Source organism: Psychrobacter sp. PL19, assembly GCF_017875835.1.
In the GTDB taxonomy this organism is placed as follows: domain Bacteria; phylum Pseudomonadota; class Gammaproteobacteria; order Pseudomonadales; family Moraxellaceae; genus Psychrobacter.
The window spans coordinates 1,375,275-1,401,583 of the sequence record NZ_JAGING010000001.1 but is presented as its reverse complement, the minus strand read 5'-3'; the positions used below and the strand labels follow the sequence as shown (position 1 = coordinate 1,401,583).

18 protein-coding genes are annotated in these 26,309 nt (G+C 43.4%); 11 read left to right on the top strand and 7 right to left on the bottom strand.

Annotated elements, in window-relative coordinates; genetic code table 11:
* Positions 1-144: 144 nt before the first annotated feature.
* Positions 145-831 (bottom strand): monofunctional biosynthetic peptidoglycan transglycosylase, encoded by a 687-nt coding sequence (gene mtgA / locus H4W00_RS05710; RefSeq protein ID WP_209956634.1) that lies wholly within the window; start codon positions 829-831, stop codon positions 145-147.
* Between the two features lie 467 nt (positions 832-1,298).
* Here mtgA and H4W00_RS05705 point away from each other — a divergent pair, with 467 nt between their 5' ends.
* From H4W00_RS05705 to H4W00_RS05685, 5 genes are all read left to right on the top strand, one after another.
* Entirely contained in the window at positions 1,299-1,619 is a 321-nt protein-coding gene (locus tag H4W00_RS05705) for a glutaredoxin family protein (protein ID WP_334684886.1), read from the top strand.
* 486 nt (positions 1,620-2,105) lie between these two features.
* On the top strand, positions 2,106-3,866 hold the full coding sequence (locus H4W00_RS05700) for an L-lactate permease (RefSeq protein WP_209956633.1): 1,761 nt from the start codon (positions 2,106-2,108) through the stop codon (positions 3,864-3,866).
* 220 nt (positions 3,867-4,086) lie between these two features.
* Complete coding sequence (locus H4W00_RS05695) at positions 4,087-5,295, top strand: alpha-hydroxy acid oxidase (protein ID WP_209956632.1); 1,209 nt, start codon at positions 4,087-4,089, stop codon at positions 5,293-5,295.
* Positions 5,296-5,393: 98 nt separating this feature from the next.
* Positions 5,394-6,431 (top strand): rhomboid family intramembrane serine protease, encoded by a 1,038-nt coding sequence (locus tag H4W00_RS05690; RefSeq protein ID WP_209956631.1) that lies wholly within the window; start codon positions 5,394-5,396, stop codon positions 6,429-6,431.
* A 94-nt stretch (positions 6,432-6,525) separates the two neighbouring features.
* Positions 6,526-7,341, top strand: coding sequence for a MipA/OmpV family protein (locus H4W00_RS05685; protein ID WP_209956630.1), 816 nt, complete (start codon positions 6,526-6,528; stop codon positions 7,339-7,341).
* A gap of 87 nt (positions 7,342-7,428) precedes the next feature.
* Here the strand turns inward: H4W00_RS05685 and fumC are convergent, their stop codons facing one another.
* Positions 7,429-8,832 (bottom strand): class II fumarate hydratase, encoded by a 1,404-nt coding sequence (gene fumC / locus H4W00_RS05680; RefSeq protein WP_209956629.1) that lies wholly within the window; start codon positions 8,830-8,832, stop codon positions 7,429-7,431.
* Positions 8,833-8,976: 144 nt separating this feature from the next.
* On the opposite strand from fumC, the gene H4W00_RS05675 reads away from it, so the two are divergent.
* Both H4W00_RS05675 and H4W00_RS05670 read left to right on the top strand, forming a co-directional pair.
* Complete coding sequence (locus tag H4W00_RS05675; RefSeq protein ID WP_209956628.1) at positions 8,977-9,678, top strand: 5-formyltetrahydrofolate cyclo-ligase; 702 nt, start codon at positions 8,977-8,979, stop codon at positions 9,676-9,678.
* 46 nt (positions 9,679-9,724) lie between these two features.
* A complete protein-coding gene (locus H4W00_RS05670; RefSeq protein WP_209956627.1) occupies positions 9,725-10,009 on the top strand; it encodes a hypothetical protein in 285 nt (94 codons plus the stop codon).
* A gap of 69 nt (positions 10,010-10,078) precedes the next feature.
* Here the strand turns inward: H4W00_RS05670 and H4W00_RS05665 are convergent, their stop codons facing one another.
* Positions 10,079-11,440 carry a Na+/H+ antiporter family protein gene (locus H4W00_RS05665; RefSeq protein ID WP_209956626.1) on the bottom strand — a complete coding sequence of 454 codons (1,362 nt, stop codon included), beginning with the start codon at positions 11,438-11,440 and terminating at the stop codon, positions 10,079-10,081.
* A 349-nt stretch (positions 11,441-11,789) separates the two neighbouring features.
* Here H4W00_RS05665 and lon point away from each other — a divergent pair, with 349 nt between their 5' ends.
* Positions 11,790-14,402 (top strand): endopeptidase La, encoded by a 2,613-nt coding sequence (lon, locus tag H4W00_RS05660; RefSeq protein WP_334684885.1) that lies wholly within the window; start codon positions 11,790-11,792, stop codon positions 14,400-14,402.
* A 128-nt stretch (positions 14,403-14,530) separates the two neighbouring features.
* On the opposite strand, the gene H4W00_RS05655 is transcribed toward lon, so the two are convergent.
* The gene (locus H4W00_RS05655) at positions 14,531-17,146 is read right to left on the bottom strand and encodes an SDR family NAD(P)-dependent oxidoreductase (RefSeq protein ID WP_209956625.1); all 2,616 of its coding nucleotides are present in this window, start codon (positions 17,144-17,146) and stop codon (positions 14,531-14,533) included.
* A 577-nt stretch (positions 17,147-17,723) separates the two neighbouring features.
* Between H4W00_RS05655 and H4W00_RS05650 the strand changes: the two genes are divergently transcribed.
* Positions 17,724-19,571, top strand: coding sequence for a long-chain-acyl-CoA synthetase (locus tag H4W00_RS05650; RefSeq protein ID WP_209956624.1), 1,848 nt, complete (start codon positions 17,724-17,726; stop codon positions 19,569-19,571).
* Positions 19,572-20,395: 824 nt separating this feature from the next.
* On the top strand, positions 20,396-20,953 hold the full coding sequence (locus H4W00_RS05645; RefSeq protein WP_209956623.1) for a superoxide dismutase family protein: 558 nt from the start codon (positions 20,396-20,398) through the stop codon (positions 20,951-20,953).
* 117 nt (positions 20,954-21,070) lie between these two features.
* Here the strand turns inward: H4W00_RS05645 and topA are convergent, their stop codons facing one another.
* Positions 21,071-23,743 carry a type I DNA topoisomerase gene (topA, locus tag H4W00_RS05640; protein WP_209956622.1) on the bottom strand — a complete coding sequence of 891 codons (2,673 nt, stop codon included), beginning with the start codon at positions 23,741-23,743 and terminating at the stop codon, positions 21,071-21,073.
* Positions 23,744-24,088: 345 nt separating this feature from the next.
* Entirely contained in the window at positions 24,089-24,697 is a 609-nt protein-coding gene (locus tag H4W00_RS05635; protein ID WP_209956621.1) for a hypothetical protein, read from the bottom strand.
* A gap of 243 nt (positions 24,698-24,940) precedes the next feature.
* Here H4W00_RS05635 and H4W00_RS05630 point away from each other — a divergent pair, with 243 nt between their 5' ends.
* The gene (locus H4W00_RS05630) at positions 24,941-25,465 is read left to right on the top strand and encodes a DUF2799 domain-containing protein (protein ID WP_209956620.1); all 525 of its coding nucleotides are present in this window, start codon (positions 24,941-24,943) and stop codon (positions 25,463-25,465) included.
* Between the two features lie 353 nt (positions 25,466-25,818).
* Here H4W00_RS05630 and H4W00_RS05625 read toward each other — a convergent pair whose 3' ends face one another.
* A complete protein-coding gene (locus H4W00_RS05625) occupies positions 25,819-26,220 on the bottom strand; it encodes an ExbD/TolR family protein (RefSeq protein WP_209956619.1) in 402 nt (133 codons plus the stop codon).
* Positions 26,221-26,309: the final 89 nt, after the last annotated feature.

Below are 26,309 nucleotides of genomic sequence, written 5' to 3'. Positions count from 1 at the left end.
ACAACTGTATATCTTAATGGCGTCACCGTTATTACTTTACTGACAGTATCTTACTGATATTATTTTATTAATATTATTTTACTGATATTATTTTATTGATATTATTTTATTGATATTACATTTTGAGTTTGAAGATTAAAAGAACTAAGCAGTTTGCGGTAGTACGGCATTTTTCATACGTTTTTTGATAATACGTTGTTTATTACGCAGGCTTCTGTCACTGCGGTTGTCTTCGTAATATTTCGGATTGGTGAGCATGCCAATGAGTAACGCTGACTCATCACGATTTAGGGTGGCGGCAGACTTATCAAAATAATGATGGGCGGCGGCGTCAATACCATAGATACCATTACCAAACTCGGCCACATTCAAATAAGCAGTTAAGATGCGCTGCTTGTCCCACAAGGTTTCAATCATTACGGTAATAATAGCCTCTTCGCCTTTACGTACATAAGAACGGTGCGAGGTTAAGAATAGGTTTTTGGCCAATTGCTGAGTGATGGTCGAGCCACCTGCCGACATTTTGCCAGACGCTTCATTTTTTTTCATGGCTGCTGAAATACCATCAAAATCAAAGCCGTTATGTTGGCTAAAGGTCGAATCTTCACTGACGATAGCGGCTTGCTTGGCTGATTTGGCAATCGCGTCGTACTCAGCCCAGGTTTGGGTCACACTACCACCAGTGAGCCGATAGGTCAGCATAAACATACTATTGTTAATCGGCTGAGTCTTCCAAACGATCAGCAACCCCGCGACCAGCACATGAAAAGCTACGAATAATAGCACTGCTGCTAAAAATAGCCGTTTGATAAATCTGCCAGAACTTGTCATGTGCGCAATATCCAAATAATTAAAAAAAGTGTCAACATAGTCAAGTAGATAAGACCATGTTTGAGCAAATAGAACAGTCGGACAAATAGTATTGCAATACTTTTACTGATGCCATATTGTTAATATTATTTTGCCAATACTATGCTGCTACACTCAGACGGTAGCCGGGCTTCATGAAGTCGCTTCGTCGAGCACAGGTGACACGATAGCGGATTTATAGGTCTTTGACTATAACAATAAACAGCAGGCTATCTTACCTAATCTCACAATCACTGTCATTATTTGCCCGGTTTCTTTATCATATACCAATAACCCAGCGGTATTAATTTCTTGATATTTGACTATAGCTCACAATAAAAAAACTCTGTTTTGGGGTAATTGCTAGCCAAAATACCTACCTAACATACCCAGCTACAATAGTTATCTACAATGCCAATAAAAATCTGAATCCAGATATGAGTACCAACATGAACGTAAATATGAATAGCCATGACTCTATAAAACAACTAAGAGCGCGTATTATTCAGGCCTTACCTAATCTTGACACGCCAGAACATAGTAATGACTGGTGGTTATTAGGTACGTCTGGCTGTCATTTATGTACTGAAGCTGAAAACCTTATGCTACGTTTTCAAGCGGTGCAACCGATTACTTACCAACATGTCGATATTGCCGACTTCGATGAACCATTAATGATGGCCTTTGCTACCACCATACCAGTACTGCTGACCCCCTCTAGGCGATTAAACTATCCTTTTTCAGTGATGGATTTGCAGCAATTATTGTAATCTGACGTTTAACTGAATTAAGGGTTATTCGACCACTCTAGCCGCTGCCACAAGCGAGTGATCACTTATCTGTTATCTGTTATCGCCTGTTCAAAATAAAATAGATACATTTGTGTCAGGGTACTACTGGTATAAATTTTAGACTTTTATTATCTTGACGCTCTAGTCAGCTTTTTATGCTAATTAGAAAAAAATCTATGCCTATCAAACTCTTAACTTTCGATCAGTTCAGTATAAAAAATACAAGTTTAATGAAGTCTAATAGCTGGCCTATTAATAGCTACTTTTAAATCTAGACATCCTTAATATTTTAACAATATTGTGGTGCTGTGCGCAGCTGTTACCGCTAGTAACTCATGCGAAGTTGGTGCTATAGTGAGCCGTTGTAATGGATTACAATAGATTTAACGCTAAAAAATAGTCATCCTGACTTCAAGCTTAGTAACAATAATAAGCTGGTACATATATCAACAAGGATTGTTAATAATGTATACCTTTCTGGCCTTAGCGCCAATTTTAGTTGTTCTCGTACTGCTGGTGGTCATGCGACTACCGGCCAAAATATCTATGGGCGTTGCCTATTTAGTGACCGCGCTGTTAGCCCTATTCGTATGGCAGGCCAGTGGTGCCCAAGTGGCGGCCGCTACCGTCAATGGGATCATCGTCGCACTCACACTTTTGTTTATTGTATTTGCCGCTATTTTATTGCTGAATACTTTAAAAGAAGGGGGTGCTATTGTCGCTATCCGTAAAGGCTTTATGGATATTTCACCCGATAGACGTATTCAAGTAATCATTGTGGCGTGGTTATTCTGCTCGATGGTAGAAGGCTCATCAGGATTTGGTACGCCATCTGCTATCGGTGCACCACTACTGTTGGCTTTAGGTTTCCCAGCGATGGCGTCAGTTATGGCGGTGCTAATCATTCAATCAACACCCGTATCATTTGGGGCTGTTGGCACACCAGTATTACTTGGCGTTTGGACTGGCATCAATGATAAGCAAGATATCACTCAAGCTATTGCGCCACTCTCAGCTGAAAATTATCTATTACAAATTACCGGTAATATTGGTCTGATACATGCGCTAGTCGGCTTTTTGATTCCGTTACTTTTAAGTGGATTTTTGACTCGGTTCTTTGGAAAAAAACGCTCCTTTGTTGAAGGGCTCAAAGTATGGCCCTTTGCTATATTCGCCGGTCTCAGCTTTACCGTTCCTTACTTTTTAGTGGCCAAATATCTAGGTCCTGAGTTCCCATCGCTGGTTGGTGGTTTCATTGGTCTGATGATCGTACTTCCAGCAGCGAAACGCGGCTTTTTGATGCCTAAAGACACCTTCGATTTTGCGCCACGCGCCAAATGGGATAAAGACTGGCTAGGCTCGCTACCTGAAGAAAAGTATGATGATACCGTTGCGCCGAAGTTTTCTTTGGTTCGGGCGTTTTCTCCTTATCTTATCGTTATTGGCTTATTAATTATCACTCGAGTGATTGCACCGCTTAAAGCATTTTTGACTGGCGATTTGACCACCATAGAGTTTAGTAATCTTTTTGGTACGACTATTTCTAGTAAAATACAGCTTGCCTACTCTCCAGGTGCCATTCTAATTATTGCTTCCTTAACCTGTATCTTGCTGTTCAAAATGAATGGACAAGCTGTAAAACGTAGTTGGAGCAGTTCGGCAAAAACCATGGTAGCGGCTGCACCAGCCTTGCTGTTTTCGGTACCTATGGTACAAGTATTCATCAACTCTGGTTCAGCCGCTGAAGTAGCGACAGCGCTACCCGCAATGCCCATATTACTGGCTGAAAGTGCTGCGGGTGCCTTTCAAAATGCCTGGCCATTAGTGTCGCCATGGATTGGCGCGATGGGTGCGTTCATTGCAGGCTCCAATACCGTCAGTAATATGATGTTCTCTTACTTTCAGTGGTCCACCGCCAGTCAAATTGGCTTCAATACCGACCTTGCTGCACAAGTGGTAGCCCTACAAGCGGTAGGCGGTGCAGCTGGTAATATGATTGCGGTACATAACGTAGTTGCTGCTTGCGCAGTGGTTGGCCTGATGGACAAAGAAGGCTATGTTATTCGCAAAACCTTGATCGCAATGACCTACTATGTTGTTCAGGCAGGATTGATCGGCATGGCTATTATTTTTGGTCAAATGTGGTGGTGGGTCTTGGCTGTCATCTGGCCAATAGCATTCTTTGGACTCATGGCCATAACCGGTAAAAAAGCCGTTGCCCAATAAGAGAACGCTGTACTAGAAAACCAGTTGAACCGTATCAATTCATCATAAGCCCTTATACAGACGCTATTATATTCATTGTGATAGCGTCTGTTTTATGTCATAGATACCATAGTGTAGTTCAATAATTAACGATAGAATATCAATGACAGCGACAGCGACAGCGACAGCGACAACATCATAATTATTAAGTGGTCACCACATCAGCACCAAGGAAGATTCCATGAAAGATTTGAGCAAAATTACTGAAATTGAAGACTTACGGCGTGTGGCACAACGAAAAATACCGCGCATGTTTTATGATTATGTCGACTCAGGCTCATGGACCGAGACCACCTACCGTAATAACGAAACTGACTTTGACCGTATTAAACTGCGTCAGCGGGTGTTGGTCAATATGGAAGGGCGCTCACTTGCTACTGAAATGCTGGGTACACCAGTAAAAATGCCGGTTGCTATTGCACCGACTGGCTTTACTGGCATGATGTGGGCAGACGGAGAAATTCTCGCAGCACAGGCAGCAGAGAAATTTGGCGTACCGTTTTCACTATCGACTATGAGTATTTGCTCTATTGAAGATGTGGCAGAACATACCAGTGCCCCCTTTTGGTTTCAGCTATACATGATGCGCGATATGGACTTTATAGCCAATCTGATTCGCCGCGCCAAAGAAGCCAATTGCTCAGCGTTAATCCTGACCGCCGATTTACAAGTACTCGGCCAACGTCATAAAGACATCAAGAATGGTCTGTCTGCGCCACCAAAACCAACGCTTGCCAACATCTTAAATCTGATGACCAAGCCCGAATGGTGTATGAATATGTTGGGCACCAAGCGTCGTACCTTCGGTAATATCGTCGGTCACGCTAAGAATGTCGAAGATATCTCATCACTATCAGCGTGGACGGCTGAGCAGTTCGATCCTGCGCTGAGCTGGGACGATGTTGCCCGAATCAAAGACATGTGGGGTGGCAAGTTAATTATCAAAGGTATTATGGAGCCGGAAGACGCCGTACTGGCAGCTCGTAGCGGTGCCGATGCGCTGGTGGTCTCCAATCACGGTGGCCGTCAATTAGATGGTGCGCCCTCTTCCATTTCATCCTTAGCCGATATCGTACAAGCGGTGCGCGCTGAGGACAGTCAGATTGAGATTTGGCTCGATAGTGGTATTCGTTCTGGGCAAGATGTACTCAAAGCGATGGCGTTAGGCGCAAATGGTACAATGATTGGCCGCGCATTCTTATATGGTCTTGGCGCCTATGGCGAGGATGGCGTCCGCCGAGCACTTGAGCTGATTTATAAAGAATGCGATATCAGCATGGCATTTTGTGGTCATACCGATATCAATGAAGTGCGCGATGATATCTTAGTCAAGGGTACCTACGAGCACCTTAAAACTGCCTTGCCTTATGTGGCACCTATGCGCTGGTAGCTGTAAACAAGATAGGCACTGAGACGTTTTGATAGCTTTCTTTATACTATCCATACCCTTTATACTCTACCTATACCTTTTGATTGATATCTCGTTTTATGACTATCCAGCAACTGTTCAAAACCGCACCTATCACTACTTTATTATTAATCAGCTTTGTCGGATTATATATCGTACAGGTGCTGTCTGGTGTTGATGCTAATAATCCGTCAATAGCGGCATTATTGAAGTGGGGTGCCAATGCCCTACCCTATACTATGGGCGATGAGCCTTGGCGACTGGTCAGTAGCGGGTTTTTGCATATTGGCTTGATGCATCTACTGTTCAATGGCTTTGCCATGTACTTTTTTGGTCAGATTGCAGAGCCGATGTTTGGTTCAGCTAAGTTTTTGGCATTGTTTTTATTGGCAGCAATTGGTGGTAATCTGCTCAACAGTTATGTCACATGGCAAGGTATTTTAGACGAAACGGCGCAGCCCGGTATATCTGCTGGTGCGTCTGGTGGCATCATGGGTATCGGAGCGGCGTTATTGATAGCGACCTTCTTTAAAATGTCTGTGAATGGCATGATACTGAATCTAAGAAGTCTTATTTTTATTATGGGTATTAACCTAGTTTATGGCTTTGCAGTGCCCGGTATCGATAATGCAGGGCACATTGGCGGGGCGATTACCGGTCTGGTAATTGCGTTATCCGTTGGTATTGCTTATCGACAGCGTGCGGCTGCACTACAAGCATCTATAGTGAATTATCAGACCTATTATAGAAGTCATTCGTATAGTAGCAATATTGATAATGACTCTATTGATAATGACTCTGTTAATAATGAATATAGAAACAATAGTACTATTTATGCTGATACTGACAGCAATATCCCTGTAAACTTGGATGACAATACCAGTGTAAATACTCAGTTTGATGCGGTTACTGTTAATAATATTTCTGTTAACAAAGACAATAGTGCCGATTTTAGTGTCAACAGTAACTCTAAAACCATAACGGCTGCAGCAATCAAGCCTGCCATCGTTTGGCAGATACTTCCTTGGATAACCATGCTACTAGTCACCATCGGTTTTATCTGGTGGTGGCAGGACATTCACAACCAAATGCTACAAATACTGGCAACCATTAAGTAAGTAACTGCGTTTAATTATTACTGCTAAGCGCTCAATATTGAGTAATAAAAGAAGCCTAATTTAATTTTCTCCTACCTGCTTGTGAGACCTGACTATGTTTAAACTATCACTATCAACACCCTCTATTATGAGCAATCGCACCTTGTTTGCTACTTTGACAGCAACTGCCTTGTTAAGCGCGACGGGTATGGCGAATGCTGCGCTCTTTGACAACAACCTACCGGCTGATCCCGATGCAGAATTAAGTGTTGGATTAAATGTCATGGTCACAGACTCAGCCTATGATACAGACGGTACAGAAGTACGTGTACTGCCGAGTGTATTCTATGATAACAACAAGATCTACGCACGCGGTGCACAAGCTGGCGCGTACCTAATCAATGATGGTATCAATGAGCTGTCCGCCTACGCCCAACTTGCTGGTAGTGAGTTTGATCCTGATGATGCTGACGGCGCACTTTCCCGTCTTGATAAACGTAAAGCGTCAGCTGCTGCCGGTATAACCTATTTGCGCCGCACGCCTATCGGTGGCTTCCGTGGTCAAATTGCTACTGATATTTTAGGACGTAGTGATGGTAGCATTGGCCGCTTGACCTACCTTACTAAATTCACTAGAGATAAATTAACCGTTTATCCAAGCATTGGTGTTGAGTGGAATGATGAAAATTATAACGAATATTACTATGGTGTTAGTAACGAGGAATCATCACGTACCGGTGTAGCCGCTTACTCACCTGATCAAAGCTTTAGTCCCTATATTAGCGTCAGTGCCAACTACGATATCAACGATAAATTGGCAGGATTTGCCAGTCAGAGCTTTAACTACCTCTCTGATGAGCAATACGATAGCCCGCTAGTCGACTCACGTACTGAGTCAAATACTACGATTGGTTTGTTGTATAAGTTCTAAAATATTTTTTAGATACTCAGCATAAAAAAAGACCTTGCCACACAACGTGACAAGGTCTTTTTTGTGCTCAATAAACGATTCAATAGCTTAAGAAGGATGGACCATATCTTCAGGCGTTACCCACTCATCAAACTGCGCTTCAGTCAGCAAACCTAATTCTACGGCCACTTGCTTAAGCGTTTTGTCTTCTTTATAAGCCGTCTTAGCGATTTTTGCTGCATTTTCATAACCAACATGACGGTTCAATGCCGTTACTAGCATCAAAGAGTTATGTAGATAGTAGTCAATCTTTTCTTTAACAGGCTCAATACCGGCAGCACAGTTTTCATTGAAGCTATTGCAAGCATCACCCAATAGCTTAATAGACTGCAATAAGTTAAAGGCAATCACTGGTTTAAAGACGTTTAGCTCAAAGTTACCAGACGCGCCAGCCATATTAATGGTGGTGTCATTACCCATTACTTGAGCGACAACCATGGTCATGGCTTCTGACTGAGTTGGGTTGACTTTGCCCGGCATAATTGATGAGCCTGGCTCATTTTCTGGGATGGTAATCTCGCCGATACCGCAGCGTGGACCTGATGCCAACCAACGCACATCATTAGCGATTTTATTTAAGCTACCCGCTAAGGTCTTTAGTGCACCTGAAGCAAATACTTCGGCATCACGAGCAGCCAGTGCTTCAAATTTATTGGGTGAAGTGACAAATGGTAATTCAGTCAGCGTAGCCAGTTGTTCAGCTGCTTTTACCGCATAATCAGGATGCGCGTTAAGACCCGTACCGACCGCTGTACCGCCTAATGGCAATTCATATAGACCTTGCAAGGCATTATCAATACGTACCAATGAATGGTCAAGTTGGCTCACATAACCGCTAAACTCTTGACCTAAAGTCAAAGGCGTGGCGTCCTGTAAATGCGTACGACCAATTTTGACAATGCTCTCGAACTCTTGGGCTTTTTTGTCCAGAGTATCGCGTAGGGCTTTTATCGCAGGAATAAGTAGGCCGTTGATTTCACGGGCAGCAGCGACACGAATAGCAGTTGGGAAGCTGTCGTTGGTTGATTGCGCATGGTTGACATGGTCGTTTGGATGAATCGGCTGATAGCTACCACGTTCAGAACCGGCAATTTCATTGGCACGATTCGCCAACACTTCGTTCATGTTCATGTTCGACTGCGTGCCAGAACCGGTCTGCCATACCACTAAAGGGAATTGATCCGTCAAACCGCCATTAATCACTTCATCCGCCGCTTGCACAATCAAATCGCGCTTATCATCGTCGATACGCTTAAGGCTGGCGTTGGTAATCGCAGCCGCTTTTTTGACCATTGCCATCGCTTCAATCATTGGACGCGGTAGAGTCTCACCACCAATCTTAAAGTTTTCGCGGCTGCGCTGAGTTTGCGCGCCCCAATAGGCATCAACTGGGACTTCCACGTTGCCCATAGTGTCTTTTTCGGTACGAGTTGCCTGATTCTGTGTCGACATAACTGCCCTCTTTGCTGGTTTGTTGTTGAGTAGCGGATCCGTGAAAAGTGCAACACCCGCTGCACATAAAGGAAAATAGGATGTAAAGCGCCATTATGATAGCATGACTTATCACAAATTTCTCAATGTCCGTGAGGGTAACTGATGTCTAAGAACACCAGCCAACAACAATTTGACCCGCTACTATCAGACTCATCAAATGATACAGGCGTCATAACTGATACCTTGATAAACACGACTGCCAGTGGCGTAAAGAGTAACCCATCCAGACGACAATTTACCCGTCAGCGTCGGCAACTAACGACTAATGAGCGTCAACGGTGCGCACGTGATGGCAGTTTATATTTGACCAAGCTACAGCAGCGCTTGCCAGCTAACGCGCGTGTTGGTTTATATTATGATGGCTTTGGTGAACTGCCGACTCAGCCGCTATTAGATTGGTGTCAGCGTTTAGGCTATCAGCCTTATTTGCCAGTGGTCGGTTCATTAGGTAATAAGGATAAGCGGCTGCGTTTCGTACCCATTTATCATACAAAACTACTGAACATACCGACCCGCATTCATAACTTAGGCATGAAGCAAAATCACCATCGTAGACTGTTATGGGCGCGCGAACTGGATATGATTATTTGTCCATTAACGGCGGTCGATACTAGTGGCAATCGTATGGGTATGGGTGGCGGTTTTTATGACACCACTCTTGCCAAAGGCTATCAATCGGGCTATAAAAAACCCTTAAAGATAGGCTGGTGCTATGATTTTCAAGTGGTCGAACAACTTCAGTGTCAGCCTTGGGATGTGCCACTTGATGGCTTGATTACCCCAAGTGGCATAAGGTGGTTTTAATAAAGCAATTATTATAAAGGTTAAAATACAGAGGTTAAAAATCATTATGAATAAATCAGTCGCCGACTATGTGGATGAGCATCTTAAAGCTCAAGATGAGGTCTCAGAAACAGATACTAAAAGTATCAACACGAGTAATAATAGTGGCGACTTTAGCGATACTGAATTGGCGGCTAGTATAAATCCTGAGCGCTTGAATGCCCTACTACATGAATGCGATAATTTTTTAGCTTTAGCTGAACACGATATGGCTGATTTTGATAATACCACTGTCGAAAGTGTTGAAAATGTTATAAATCTAGATAAAAAAACGAGTGTAAGTAATAAATAACTCACACCCGTTAATAGCGATAATATTTAAACTCAAGATACTTGGGCATTCCCGGTAGAAGGATAAAAACTACAATACCATCGCCGCAATCCAGCCGAACGCCAATAATGGAATATTATAATGAATGAAGGTCGGTACCACGCTGTCCTTGATATGGTCATGTTGCCCATCAACGTTTAGACCAGACGTTGGCCCAAGGGTCGAATCCGAAGCTGGAGAACCCGCATCCCCTAGTGCGCCAGCAGTACCGATAATCGCGACCGTCGCTAATGGTGAAAACCCTAAAGAAATACATAACGGGACGTAAATCGCTGCCAAAATAGGAATGGTCGAGAATGACGAGCCAATACCCATGGTCACGATTAGACCAAGCAATAGCATAATAAATGCTGCCATCGCCTTATTGCCTCCGAATAATGTGGTCGCACCGTCAACCAATGGCTGAATCTGCTCGGTCGCTTTCATCACTTCAGCAAAGCCCTGCGCGGTTATCATAATAAAGCCAATCATCGCCATCAGCTTGATACCGTCGTTAAAGACCGTATCTGCCTCACCCCATTTGACTACGCCAGTGGCCATAAAGACCCCAAAGCCAAACATAGAGCCGAGCAATAACGAATCAGTATAGAGCTGCACCACAAAGGCGGTGACAATGGCCACTATGGCCACTAGGGTTTTTAATTTACTTTGTGTTTGTGCAGTTGCTGCCGTTTTACTTAATGCATCGCCCTCTACGACATTGTCCTGTGCCGCTTTATCGATTGCCAGTTGCTTATACTCACGCGGTTTTCGATAGCTAATGAATATCGCCGTCAGCAGACCCACGAACATACCCAATGCCGGTATCGCCATCGCTTTGGTGACTGAAATATCAGTAATATCAATCCCAGCTTCACCAACGTTTTTAAGCATAATTTGATTGAGATAAATATCACCAAACCCATATGGAATGAACATATAAGTGGTTACCAGACCAAAGGTAATCAAACAGGCAATCAGACGCCTATCAATCTGCATGCGGTTAAACGCCAATAATAGCGGCGGTACTAATAATGGAATAAAGGCAATATGAATGGGAATTAAGTTTTGGCTAAAGCAGCTCATCATCACCAGACCAGCAAACAAGGTATACTTAATCATACCGCTCGTGCCGCCAGCATCAATACGCTTGATAACCGCGCCTGCCAGCGATTGTGGCAATCCTGAATGAGCAATCGCTACTGCAAAGGCTCCCAATAGTGCATAAGACAGCGCAATTTGTGCCCCATTTCGGATACCTTCCTGAAACGCCGCCAAGGTATCTGTCACACCTAAGCCCGCTATTAGCCCACCTGCCAATGCCCCAATAAGCAAACTTAGCACCACGTGTACCCGCGCTAGTGACAGCCCCAGCATGATGACTACCGCCAGTAATACCGCATTGATTGTCATGTTCTCGTCCCTTTTCCTTTAATCTCTAACCAGCTCTTTAATGTATGGCTTATTTGTATGGCTTATCAATGTATCGCGCATTGTCTGACCTATTCGCTTCGCCCTATGGTCTCAAGACTTCAAACTGCTATAGTTTGTAACCACTATTAGGACGCGCGCCATTTTACCTGATTTTCGCTGCAAAGCCTATGCGCAGAGCTTAATAGATATGCGCCAGCAGATGGTAGCCAAACGCTATTTTCTATACTGTTGAATGGCAAGCCTTGCAATTTTTTATGGGGACACCATTTATATAAACATGAGCCACGAACTTGACTTTACAAGTCTGGTTAACGAGGAAGGGATACATATGAGTAATAATGAAAATAACCTAAAAAAAGACGATCTTGAACAAGAAATCGTCGATCAAGAAAACAGTGATAAAGACAATATTGAGCAAGAAAGTGCTGAAAAGAAAGACACTCAACAAGAGACTACTAATCCAGAAAGCGCTGACTTTGAACACTCGGCTGAGTCGATAAAGGACGCTGAGCCAGATAATGATATAGACAGCTATCTGCCGCTACTGGCGTTGAGAGACGTGGTCGTCTATCCGCATATGCAAATTGCATTATTCGTAGGGCGTGCGCCTTCAGTCAAAGCCGTTGAATTGGCACAAGCTGAATATGGCGATAAAGTGCTGGTCGTTGCGCAAAAAGATTCGCTGACCGAGGATATTGACCAAGACAATTTATATCAATACGGTACCGTTTGCCGCATCGTTAGTACCATGCCGCATGACAGCGATGAAAATTGCATTAAAGTCCTGATCGAAGGTCAATACCGTGCGCGAGTCGATACCCTAGAAAACCACGACGAACTATTGATGGCCAGCTTTGAGCGTGCTGATATTAGCGTAGCGATGGACGACAGCCAACAAAAAAACACCATGAAAGCGCTGACCAGCTTGTTTGAAAGCTATGCCGATGCCCGTCTGCGTAATGCCCGTGAGCTTACGCGCGTCGCTAAACGTATCGATGACCTGCTTGAACTGGTGTACTTTGTCTCTACCCGGGTCTCGATGGATCTAGACGTCAAGCAGTCGTTTTTAGAAAATGATGATCTAAAAACGCATATTAATACTTTGACAGAATACTTAGTTAAACAGAGTGCTGAACAAAATATCGAACAAGATATTCAAGATGCCGTCCGCCAACAGATGGAAGACAATCAGCGCGAGTATTTTTTAAATGAGAAAATGAAAGCCATTAAAAACGAGCTGTCAGATATGAGTGACGGCGCGTTTGATAACGATGATGATGTTGGCGAACTTGAGCAACGTCTTGAAAATGCTGATTTGCCCGACGATGTCCGCAAAAAAGCAGAGCAAGAGTTTAAAAAACTTAAAATGATGCCACCCGCGTCTTCTGAATCTTCGGTAGTCCGCAACTATATTGAGTGGATTTTAGACACGCCGTGGAATGCAACCACCAAGGTATCTATCAATCTAGAAAAAGCCAAAACCACTTTAGATGAAGATCACTACGGCTTACAAGATGTCAAAGACCGTATCTTAGAATACTTAGCAGTGCAGTCGCGAGTGAAAAAGCTTCGTGGTCCGATTTTATGTCTGGTCGGTCCTCCAGGGGTTGGTAAGACCTCACTGGGTGAGTCAATCGCTCGGGCAACCGGTCGTAAGTTTGTACGCATGGCGCTTGGCGGCGTCCGTGATGAAGCAGAAATTCGTGGTCATCGCCGTACTTATATCGGCGCAATGCCAGGTAAAATCGTGCAATCACTGGCGAAAGCAGAAGTCAAAAACCCACTATTTTTATTAGATGAAGTCGATAAAATGGCACAAGACTTCCGCGGCGATCCTGCATCAGCACTGTTAGAAGTGTTAGATCCCTCACAAAATGATAAGTTTAACGATCATTACTTAGATATGGACTTAGACTTGTCGCAAGTGATGTTTATCTGTACCGCTAACAGTATGGACATTCCTCCAGCGCTACTTGACCGGATGGAAGTTATTCGTCTGCCAGGTTATACCGAAGAAGAAAAAGTTAATATTGCGCATAAATATCTAGTGCCAAAAGCCATCAAGCAAAATGGTCTCAAAGAAGGCGAAATTGAGATTGTTGAAGCGGCTCTACACAGCATCGTGCGTAGTTATACTCGTGAAGCGGGTGTGCGTAACCTCGAACGTGAAGTCAATAAAATCTGCCGCAAAATCGTTCGCGGCTCAGTTGAGAGTCATGGCGCACGCGCACCGAAAAAAGATGAGCGTAAGCTGGTAACGGTCGATGAAACTAATATCGATGACTATCTTGGTGTGCACCAATATGACTACGGTCTGGCAGAAGAAGAGCCCGAAGTTGGTCGCATTACTGGTCTGGCATGGACGCAAGTGGGTGGCGAACTGCTCACTATTGAAGCCGTTGCCATGAAGGGTAAAGGCGAACTTACCTTTACCGGCTCGCTTGGCGATGTGATGAAAGAATCAATTCGTGCCGCCATGAGCGTGGTTCGTGCCCGTGGTGATAGCTTAGGTATCGACTATGAAACGGTCAAAACCACCGATATCCACGTACATATGCCAGAAGGTGCCACACCAAAAGATGGTCCATCTGCTGGTGGTGCGCTAACGACAGCGCTGGTATCTGCCTTGACTGGTATTGCTATTCGCCCAGATATTGCTATGACTGGTGAAATCACCTTGCGCGGTAAAATACTACGCATCGGTGGTCTTAAAGAGAAGCTATTGGCAGCGCATCGCGGCGGTATCAAGCACGTATTGATTCCAGCGAGCAACGAGCGCGATCTAGTAGACATCCCTGATAATGTTAAGGCCGGCCTGACTATTCAGCCAGTAGCGACCATTGATGAGATATTAAAAGTCGCATTAGTAAGTATGCCACAACCGCTTAAGCCTGCTAAAGTGACTGTAGATACGACCTCTAAAAAAACGCTACATAGCTAATGTTATAAGTAATCTAAAGCTTAATAACGTTAATACCCTAAAAAGGCCGCCTACTATAAATAGTAGGCGGCCTTTTTTAATGAGCTTTTTCAAAAAATTTTAAATGTCACAATATCTTAAGTCTAAGATTAAGACTTGACTGTCACTTTTGGCTTAGGTGTTGCTGGCTTATCATCCACTTCAGCCGACATTTTGCTGTCAGTTTTTGTGGCCACTTTTTTACCAGATTTTGAGGGTTTTTTACTCTTAGCTGTTGATGGGTTAGTGCTACCGCCATCTGTTTTTAGCAGTTGACTATCAAACTCTGCTTGCGACTCTTGTTCCTGTATTGCCTTGCTTTTGGGAGACTGCACTGCATCAGTATCGGCCATATTATTGTTTATGCGCTTGATGTGGAAGTCTGACTCAACAATCGTGGTAAGACGGCGGGTGAGCTCGTCTAGTGGCCATGGCCATAGAATTGGGCGTCCATCATCATTAAGATACCAGCTATTACAGCCACTGGTCCATACGGTCGTGCCCAAGGCTTCATTGACTTCTTCATAGAAGGCATCGGTGGCTTCTTGAGTCGGTTCAATCTCGCTCAGACCCTCACGGCGCATACGATCCATCCACTTAATCACGTACTCAGCCTGTGCTTCAGCAATCGGCACCAATGATGAGTTACCAATCGGGCTGTTTGGACCCATCAGGGTAAACAAGTTCGGGAAGCCCGGAATCATAGTAGTGTTATGAGCAATAGGGCCTTCATTCCATGCCGTATCTAACGGTAATCCGTCGCGACCAGTCACTTGCATCGGACGCATATAAGATTGCGCATGAAAGCCAGTAGCAAATACTAAAATATCAAACTCGTGCAATTGGCCGTCGGTAGTAACCACACCTGTTGGCTCAATACGGTCAATATGAGCCGTGCAGATGTCAACATTGTCCTGTTGTACCGCAGAATAAAACTTGGGTGACGTAATCATGCGCTTACACATGGGTGCAAAATCAGGCGTTAGGTTTGAACGTAATTTATCATTATTGACTTTAGACAGGCTGAGTTTCGCGCCTATACTGAATATACTGCGCTGCCAGCCAGGGCTTAATGGCGCACGGAATAGACTGGTGAATAGCTTACCAGAGGCGTTATAAGCTAAACGCTGTAAGGCCGGTACTTTTTCAGCGAGCTTGCGCAGTGATTTGGGAATCACTGGGTTCGGGGCACTAAATACCCATTGCGGCGTACGCTGAAATAACGTGACTTGCTGACATTGCTGAGACAGTGCGGTTACGATCTGCACACCTGTTGAACCATTACCGATAACCCCAACACGTTTGCCATCTAGAGGCACATCATGATCCCAGCGTGCACTATGGAAGCTTGCACCCTTAAAGGTATCAATACCTTTAATATCTGGTATGTTTGGGTGATGTAAAACGCCCGTGGCACAGATCAAGACATCTGCTTCATCAGTGTCCCCTGATTTAGTTTTGATCTTCCAGCGACCCTCTTCGAACGTGGCTTCATCAATCTCACTATTGAACTTAATATGTTCCGTTAGCCCACGCTTTTCAGTGACATTTTCAAAATATTCACGTAACTCGCTGCCTGGTGCAAAGACGCGGCTCCATTTTGGTGACAGGTCATCTTCGTAACAATAAAAATGCGCAGGCACATCACAAGTTAAGCCGGGATAAGTATTATCCCGCCAAGTACCGCCAACTGAATCAGCTTTTTCATAAACCACAAAATTATCTGAACCGGCCGTTTTCAGGGTTTTTGCCATCGCAATCCCTGACATGCCGGCACCAATAATGGCCACACGAGGCAGTGGTTTTTCTGGCTTATACTTCGGGAACTCGCTCGCCTTAAGTCTCAGCATCTTAGTGGTGAATAGACGGTCTATTATACCTAAGGTTAAAATACCCGGATGCCATACACGAACCGGCTCATAAGCCACCGCATATAGCAACATATGCACACCCGCCTCAAGCGATAGCTTGGGATAACCACGCCACGCGTTCTGAGCGGGCGCAATCATCGCAGTCTGAGTTAATGGCAAGTGAACCGTCGTCCAATTGATACCATCATTATAAGTCTCAGCGGCAACGCTTTCAGCGAAGCCGTCCAACGCAGACTTTGAGCCAATGTAAGCACTAAAACGTGGGGTACCTGTCAGCTGGGTGCCCATGGTTGAGATATTAATCACATGCCCACCAGTACCCGCAATACGCATCTGATCCACCAAGGGAATCGTTAGATTGATCGCACCAAAGTAGTTGATACTCATGACCCGTTCGTAATCATGGAGACGATCAGCTGATTCATAAATAGAACGGCGAATCGACCGACCAGCGTTGTTAATAATGACATCAACACCACCATGCTCATTGATGATTTGCTTGATCAGTTTTTCACGGTCTTCATCAACACTAAGGTCACAGGTATAAATAAAAGCCTTACCCTCATAATCAGCGGCTTCTGCGGCCACTTCTTCTAGTAGGTCACTGCGACGTGCCACTAGCAAGACATGCGCGCCCGCTTCTAATAACCCTAATGCTGCACCGCGACCAACCCCAGAGGAAGCACCAGTCACTAATATACGTTTTCCTCGAACTTTATGACGCAGATGGTCCTCAAATGAGTGCCCTGCTATTATTCTCTTCAGTCGATTGAACTGATAGGTGGGTTCTGCGGTCAAAAGAATATCTGCTAGACGATCCTTGGTAGAACGTTGAGGTGCCTCTTTAATATCCATATTAAAATTTCTCCATGCGTGTTCATTAGCAGCTGCCAAACAAATAACTGCTAAACAGTAAAAAAGCAAAAATCCTGAGACAAAAGAACAGGGAAACCAGACTTATTGGCATGTTAGCAGATCAGCAAAATAAAGATAATGAACAGTAGTTGAATAACGTAAAAAAGGGTTTGTACCAAATTATAGAATGATATGGACCTTACCTTGTGATAGATTAGAGTTTAATTAGTAACTATTTGTTGAGTAAATTACTCAAACAATCATCCAGATAACTTAGTATAGGTTAGCTGTTTTAATTAAACAAGTTATCAACTTGTCCGCTTAAGTATTGCCTGACAGAGTTGACTATAAAATAAGTGTTATTAGTTACTATTAACTGACATAGAGCTTCAACATCCTAATAGATACCCTTAATGCCAATTATAGCTAAGGTTAATAAAACTCATGCTAGCTATAGCAATAGTCTTATTAATATTCTAATATGCTTAACAGATACCTGCTTGAATAATGCACACAATGTTGCTGTAGTACTCGCTTTAACTTCAGAAAAACGTCAAAACATATATAAGGATAATATATGATAACGCCTCATCAGGATATGATTACACTGCCCAAAATGCTTGCTAAAGCGCCAAGCATGATAAAAAAAATACCAAAACTATATCGAGGAATAAAGTTTATTACGGATAATCGCACTGATGTCCATACTGGTCTCGGTTTTACCTTTGCAAAGGCTGTAAAAGCCAACCCCAATGCGACTGCGATTAAGTTCGAGGATATGCAGCTCACCTATAAACAATTCGATGAATGGTCTAACCAGTTTGCCAACTATTTACTAAATAAAGGCCTTAAGAAAGGTAACGTCTTTAGTGTGGCGCTTGAGAATCGGCCAGAATTATTATGTGCGTGCATGGCCGCTGCCAAAACAGGCACGATTGCTGCGCTCATCAACACCTCACAAAGTGGAAAAGTGCTTATTCATAGTATTAATTTGGTAAAACCAAAGCTGGTCATCGTTGGCGCTGAAATGACTGATGCCTTTCAACAAATTAGAGCAGAGATAGATATCCCTGAAGGTAGCTATTTATGGTGGGAAGATAAAGACACTTATCATAACCAGCAAGACACTGATCAAGCACCCCAAGGTCTAAATTCATTAGGACCTTTGATTCATGAGCAGTCAAAAGTGATTCCAGCCACTAGCAAAAATGCCTATGCTAAAGACGGTTTGTTGTATATCTTTACCTCTGGCACGACCGGACTACCTAAAGCAGTGGTCTTCAATCACAGTCGCTGGATGAAGGCCTACGGAGTATTCGGACACACCCTAAACCTCACTGACCAAGATACGATTTATGTTCCTTTACCTTTATATCACGGGACAGGAATTATTGTATGTTGGAGCAGCGCCATAGCGGGTAATAGCGCCATTGCGCTGCGACGTAAATTCTCTGCCACTAACTTTTGGCAAGACATACACAAGTTTAATGCCACCAGCTTTGGTTACGTGGGCGAGCTATGCCGGTATCTGCTCGATACCCCACCAGATCAATTTGAAAAAGACAATCCAGTGACTAAGATGATTGGTAATGGACTGCGCACCAGTATTTGGAAAGAATTCAAAGACCGTTTTGGTATCGAAGAAGTACTTGAAGTCTATGCTGCCAGTGAAGGTAATATTGGCTTCAGTAATATTTTTAACTTTGATAACACTGTTGGATTCTGTCCACTGCCGTATAAGCTAGTCGCTTACGATCAAGAAGCAGACGAACCAGTCCGTAACAAAGACGGTTTTATGCAACAGGTTAAGCTCGGTGAAGTCGGTCTGCTATTAGGCGAAATTACGCCCAAAGCACCGTTTGAGGGCTACACTGATCCAGAAAAAACCAAGTCTAAAATCTTCGATGATGTACTGGTCAAGGGCGATTCATATTTTAATACCGGTGACCTAATGCGCGATATTGGCTTTAGGCATTGCCAATTTGTCGACCGAGTCGGAGATACGTTCCGCTGGCGCGGTGAGAATGTATCTACCACTGAAGTTGAAAACATCATTGCCGAATGTGAGGGTGTCGGTGAAGCCATTGTCTATGGCGTTGAAATCAAAGGAACCAACGGCCGCGCAGGTATGGCAGCTATTACGCTTCATGATGGCATTAACTTCGATGATACCTATCAAAAATCCTTATTAACGGAATTGACCAGACACCTACCTACTTATGCTATTCCGGTATTTATTCGATTACAAGATAGCCTTGAGACCACAGGTACCTTTAAATACTCAAAGAATAAGTTAAAAGAGGTTGGATTTGATTCGTCTAAAACCGATGACAAACTCTGGGTGCTCCTACCAAAAGATGAGCAATTTACACTAGTCGACGACGCCGAGTACCATAGAATCCAAAGTAATGAGTATCGTTTTTAAACTGTAAAATTTATTGATAATTAATGAGAACAACGCCACTCTACAGCTAAAGTGGCGTTGTTCTTTGCTACTAAGTATGTTTTACACTCAACTTATTTGAGATAAAACTTATTATATAGCAGCATATTTTGTTAAATTTTCAGCTCTATACCGATTCACATTCTTCATGTGGCTAGAACCTTAATATAGTCAGTTCAAAATAAAACAGCGTCGTTTATGGCAACGCGCTACTGGGATAACTTTTTGCTTGAGCGTCACGAGCATGTAGTAAGACTTGGGCTTATTCAGTACTTAAATCTAGTGAGTTGGTACCGTAAAATAGAGGATATGAGTCGTAGCTGCATTTTGTCATGTGCGATTCCTTGACACCATAGTCTGCCGAATAATGCAAATCACCAGTTTGTGATAGCGCCGAATCCGTGCTTATGCTCCTGCTACCCGCTCTAAAATAAGTGCTGTAGATCTAGCTCACTTGAATAATTCATGCACACTAATTCCTTATATCAGTTGCTCACGTTATTTATATGAGTCATTATGTATATAAGACACGCATTCTGCAGCACGCCTTACCAGCTAACTCTTTTATTTCGTTAGCTTCTGTTGAGCTTTTTGTTAAAATATTCTCTTTATATGTTATCAGTGACTTACATATATTAACGCTTTGTTGCGCTTCTAATGAATATCTGAGTTCAAGGCTTAGCTATACTAACTGCAAGTTTAATAAAAGTTACAGCAGGTTTCGAGACAACTGTCGCTAAAAAAGTTAAATATAAATGTTAAATACAAATGTTAAGTATGATAATTGACTATAAATGGAGAGATCAATGAAAAAGCTTATGCTTGCAAGTGCCCTATTATGTGGTTCTGCCTTAGCAATAACCGGTTGCCAGAGTACAGAAGGACAGCTAAAAACAGGTAATCCGCTTAACCAGCCTGTGCTGAAATCAACCCTCAATACTACAGATGCAGACCAACGTGAAGTCGGCCAAGTCTATTTACGTCCTGTTGATGGCGGCGTACAGGTCTACGGCAAACTGACGAATATGACGCCCGGTCAAACGGTCGCCTTGCATATTCATGAGACTGGCAGCTGTGATGTAATGGGTAAATCAGCAGGCGGTCATTTCAATCCTGATAACCAGCCACACTCTAATCCCGATGATATGAATGGCCACGCTGGCGACTTGCCAAACTTAACAGCAAATGATAACGGTGTTGCTACTATTAACTATGTGAATAAGAAGATTTCTGCTGCCGAAGCTGGAAAATATAGCGTCAACCGCCTTGCTTTTATCGTTCATGCTGGCGCTGATGACTATACCAGCCAGCCATCAGGCGCTTCAGGTGATCGTATTGCTTGTGGTATCATCGAAAAAAACTAATGGCTTATTCAGTACAAGCTAAAGTTAATATAATCTAAGTGTGGATTTTATTGCTGATATAAAAAAACCTCTTAGCTATTCTAAGAGGTTTTTTTACGCTTGGTTTAAACAGGATATTTATTCCTCTATCCACTCGCCCTTGCGCCAGTAAACACCCCAACGTGAGGCCTTACCGTTTTTTTCAGAGCCGATATACTGCTCTTTTTTCTTCCGTGACCAGCGCAAAATAGTTGGGTTACCATCCGGATCTTCATCTGGACCCTCAAACAGATACTGGAATTTATCTTCCATCTTATCTTTGATAGTCCGCATCTCAGCCAGCTTAGGCGCACGGGTTTCGCGTACCTTGGGAAACTGAGACGCTGCTAAGAACATGCCAGCCGCCCCTTCACGTAAGATAAAGTAATCCTCGTGCTTAACCGACTTTAGCTCCGGCATATGGATGGGATCCATACGTGGCGGTGCAGCCTCACCAGTTTTGAGCACTTTACGAGTATTATCACATTGCTGACAGGCAAAGTAAGGACCAAAGCGTCCAGTCTTTAGCTCCATTTGTCCATCACACTTATTACAATCAATCGTAGGAGAATCAGAACCTGGGACTTCAAACTTACCTTCTTCTAGGATATAGCCCTCACAATCAGGGTTATTACCACAGATGTGGAGCTTAAGACCACCATCTACGATATAGCCGTCCATAGCTGTTGCACACTTCGGACAGCGCTTTTTCTCCATCAAGTCTTTGACTTCAGCCGCTTCATCATCGCCTTCTGCATCATCAAGATTGGCAAAAGCTTCGACCGGCATTAAGTTTTTGGTGCCTTTGCAACGCTCTTTGGGTGGTAGATTATAGCCAGTACAACCTAAGAACACACCGGTTGAACCAGTACGTAACTGCATCGGACGATCACATAAATCGCAGTGTACGTCAGGCACGTCGGTAGGGTCATTAGGACGCATACCATCTTTGTCTTTGGCATGTTCAAGCTTAATCTTGAAGTCACCATAAAAATTATCTAAGACATCTTTCCAATCTTTTTCACCTTCAGCGACACCATCAAGTTTATTCTCTAACGCGGCAGTAAAAGTATAATCCATCAAGTCTGGGAAGCTGGCTGTTAATCTGTCAGTGACGATGTCACCCATTTTTTCAGCAAATAAACGTTTATTCTCCAGCTTTACATAACCACGATCTTGAATAGTTGAAATAATAGAGGCGTAGGTTGATGGACGACCAATACCTTTTTTCTCCATTTCCTTAACCAAACTGGCTTCAGTATAGCGCGGTGCTGGTTTGGTAAAGTGTTGGCTGGGATCTAGGTTGTCTAAGATCAGCTCATCACCTTTTTTGACATCAGGCAGTAAGCTATCGTCGGTTTTTGCTGGCGCTTGTATCCTAGTATAACCATCGAAAGTCATGGTACGACCACGGGCTTTTAGCTCAACGTCGCCCGCCTCTACGAATAAATTTACTGATAAATACTTTGCAGGTGGCATCTGACAAGCGACAAACTGACGCCAAATTAGCTCGTAGAGGCGGATAGCATCGCGCTCCACCCCTTTAAGCTGAGTAGATTTCATATTGACGTTTGATGGACGTATGGCCTCATGTGCCTCTTGCGCGTTTTGTTTATTACCATAAAAGTTGGGTTTTTCTGGCACATATTTAGCGCCAAAACTGTCTTCCAGATAACCACGAACCGCAGCTAGGGCATCACCCGATAAAAAGGTAGAGTCAGTACGCATATAAGTAATATGACCCGCTTCATAGAGACGCTGTGCCAAAATCATGGTCTTTTTCACGGAAAAGCCCAAACGGGTACTGGCTGCCTGCTGCAAGGTCGAGGTGATAAATGGCGCGCTCGGTTTCGACTGAGTTGGTTTCTCTTCGCGCTCTTTGACCAGATAGCTTGCTGGTTTTAGGACGTCGAGTACTTTATCAGTCTGCTCTTTATTAACAAGCTTGAGGGTTTTGCCACCTTGTTTGGTGGCCTCTAGGCGAATACCGACTTGCTCAGCATCCTTCTTACTCTCCACAATATGAGTATCTGCAAAAATTTGCCAATACTCTTCAGGGATAAAGGCGCGAATTTCGTGTTCACGCTCGACCACCAACCGCATGGCTACTGACTGCACCCGACCTGCAGATAAACCGCGGGCGACCTTTTGCCATAGTAGCGGCGACACCATAAAGCCAACCACCCGATCTAAAAATCGGCGCGCTTGCTGAGCATTGACCCGGTCAATATCAAGTTTAGAGGGTTGCTTAAAGGCATTTTGGATGGCGGTTTTGGTAATTTCGTTAAACACCACCCGCTCATACTTGCTATCCGCGCCGCCGATGACTTCTTTGAGATGCCAGGCGATGGCTTCCCCTTCTCTATCCATATCCGTTGCTAGATAAATTTTATCAGCGTCTTTGGCTAAGGCTTTTAACTCTTTAATGACTTTGGTTTTATTAGGCAGCACTTCATAGACTGCCGCCCAGCCGTGCTCTGGATCAACACCCATGCGCCGTACCAGCGCTTGCTGGGTTTTTTCTTCTTTGGTCAGGCTCTCATCTTTTTTGGTAGTGGCTGGTTTTTTAGCACCTTTATTGGCACCCACCGGTAAATCTCGCACATGCCCAATACTGGAGCGTACGATGAAATCATTACCAAGGTATTTATTAATCGTTTTTGCCTTGGCAGGTGATTCGACAATCACCAAAGATTTGCCTTTGGAATTAGTGCTAGTGGTAGAAGATTCCGCAGCAGGAGTTGACGTTTTTTTACTTGGGGTTTTTGCCATGTGTTACGACACCATAATAAATGGATTAAATTCGAATAAAAGATTAGTAGCGTAGCGATTTATGATAACTAAGCGATTTGTTGTAGCGAATCAAGTTGTTAGAAGCCCAGCTATCAATGAAAATGGTCACAATATATACGATAAACACAATATAGACGTAAACTTATAAGGACGTTACACTGCTAAGAGTTGAGCTGTCAACTGTAAAAAATAAGCAATGACGCAAAATGACTTAAACCTCGTGCGTAATTTACCTATTAATATGAGCTAAAAAGATGCCTAGCACCTTTATGCTTAGTCTCGGAATTAAGTCTCGGAATTAAGTCTCTGAATTAGACCTCTGAATTAAATTTCTTGATTTAACATTTTACTGAGAGCGATGCCGCCATTTAAATTAACCGTGCTGCGCGGACTTGCCTGCATTTGTAGCGCCCACTGTTCCATCTGTGCCTTAAGAGCCAATAAATCAGGTTCAATGATACTCGACTTATAATTTGGATTGGTCAATGGACGCACATAATCAATATCTTCCCAATAAATAACAATACTATTGGCTTTAATTAATAATGCTTTTACAAAGGGCTCAATAGATGCCGGCAATGCTAGCGGTACTTTGTCTAAATTAAAGCTAGCAGGCGATTTGGTCATGTTGGCGGTAGCATTCGTATTGGCAGAATCACTATCGGGTCGCCATTGCCCATCAATGACCTGATAACGAGTATGAGGCATCTGTACATTATCTAGCACTAGACCATATTGACCAATCATCCCACGCCCATGTTCATTGTTTTTACCCCTGACCCAATCGGGACAAGCGACTAGCTTTGGGTTCATTTGTAAACAGCGCGCAGTCATACGCAGCTTATCCAAACGCTGATCGACACCGTTAGGTTTGAGTGCCATCATACTTCCTAATACGAATAGTACAATGGCAATGGTAATCCATACACCCATGACAATCTAACCTTGTAGCTGGATTAAAAAATGATAAAGCATACTCATAATGAGCACGAATGATTAAAAATCAAGCTTGGTGGCGCTATGAACGGCAAACTTGCTAGTAGTAGATTGACTATTTATAGTGTTATATCAAAAGCTTAATGCCAGCTAAAATAAAAATGATAACAAGATGTAAAAAATAGCTGATCCTAAAAAATGCTATGATAAACCATAATTTTAAACGCGCGCAGGTTTATTATGACTTATATTACAAAAGCCACCACCATAACCTTTACTTCGGCAGTTAAAACCACTTCTGCTTTATCACTCATGACTGCTGCATTATTTGCCCTATCAGGCTGTGCAACCACTCAAAGTCTGACCCCGCAGCAATGTCAAACCAATAACTGGCAAGAGGTTGGTTATGCAGACGGAATGCTTGGTCGCTCAGGTGACCACTTTGGTCAGTATACCAATAACTGCGCTAGCGTGGTCGGTGCGACCCCCAATCGTATACAGTGGGAACAAGGTCGACAGCAAGGACTCAGAAAATATTGTACCGAGCTCAATGCTTATAAGCTTGGCCGTGAAGGCTATGATTGGCAGACAGTCTGTCCACTGGAAGGCATTGAAAAATTAGAGGAAGCTTACTCTCAAGGGCGTTACTATTACATACGCCAACGTGATCTTAATTACCTAAGCTCACCATACTTCTCACCCTCTCCGTTTGGTTATGGCAGATATGGGCGTTATAGTTACGGCCCATTTGGTTATCTACGCTAATATACCGATATTTACACCCTAAAGAAAACCTCGCAGGGTTGCCTCTGCGAGGTTGGAGATAAGCGTTATTATTTTATTTATTTTTCTTATTATCTTGGCGGTTTTTTTGCTGATATGGCTGCTGGTTTATGTTGGCAGCCTATTGTTATAGATATCGTTAATACCCAATAAAACAATTAAGCTATAAGTAAAATCGTTGTGCTACAAGTAAAATTGTTAAGCGGATAGTCAGATGCGGCTGATAAAAACTTTCTTGCTTGCTGTACAGCGATGCCCCTCCAGAAGCTGTAACAAACTCTCCCAACCATACGGTAGTCGTTTTAAAGTAAATCAACTATCGCTTATATACCACATCATTCATTTACAAAGGCTATCTTACTCAGTCCTGCTTGGCTGGCAGCGGCCAATACTTGCGCGACGGTATCGTACTTACTGTCTTTATCCGCACGCAATTGTACTAAAGGATCTTTGCCAGTAGCGCTCTGTTGTTGCAAGAGTCCTTCTAACTCTTCCATACTAATCGGATTACTGTCCCAAAAAATACCAGCCTCCTTATCAATACTGATTTGAATGACTTCTGGTGGTTGCTCGTTAATAATGGCACTGGTTTTGGGGAGATCTAACGGCACTGTGGGATTCAAGACCGTCGCTGTCAATAAAAAGATAATCATCAATACCAACATCACATCAATAAGCGGAATGAGATTCATCTCATTCATACCTTGGACGTCATCATCACCTAACTGAAATGCCATATTACTCTCAATAGTATGCTTAAATTACTCTTAATCGTATTGTTATTGGTCTATGGAATGATCAATATCAATATCAATATCAATAGGTT